Annotated in this window: 1 pseudogene; it reads right to left on the reverse strand. The window is 67.1% G+C overall.

Going from position 1 to position 255, the window contains the following annotated elements:
• A pseudogene (locus tag SB754_RS21460) lies at positions 1–255 on the reverse strand (galactokinase); the annotation flags it as partial.

Consider the following 255-nt stretch of genomic DNA (forward strand, 5'->3'; position numbering starts at 1 on the left):
TCCTTCCTCGCCGAGCAGGGATGCGGACTGGTCCATGATTCCGGTGGGTGCGCCAACCATGAGATTCTCGGCGCGCTGGCCCAGGGCGGCCAGTTCGGGCCCGCTCAGTCCGGCCTCAAAGAGGTCGTTGGCCATGACCGCGACGGCGCATTCCAGCGCAGCCGAGGACGACAGGCCAGCACCCACCGGCACGTCCGAATCCAGGAGTATGTCGACGCCGGGGACCTTGATGCCGTGGTCCTCGAAAGCCCACAG

Origin of the sequence: Leifsonia sp. SIMBA_070, from assembly GCF_046534635.1 — a bacterium.
In the GTDB taxonomy this organism is placed as follows: Bacteria; Actinomycetota; Actinomycetes; order Actinomycetales; family Microbacteriaceae; genus Leifsonia.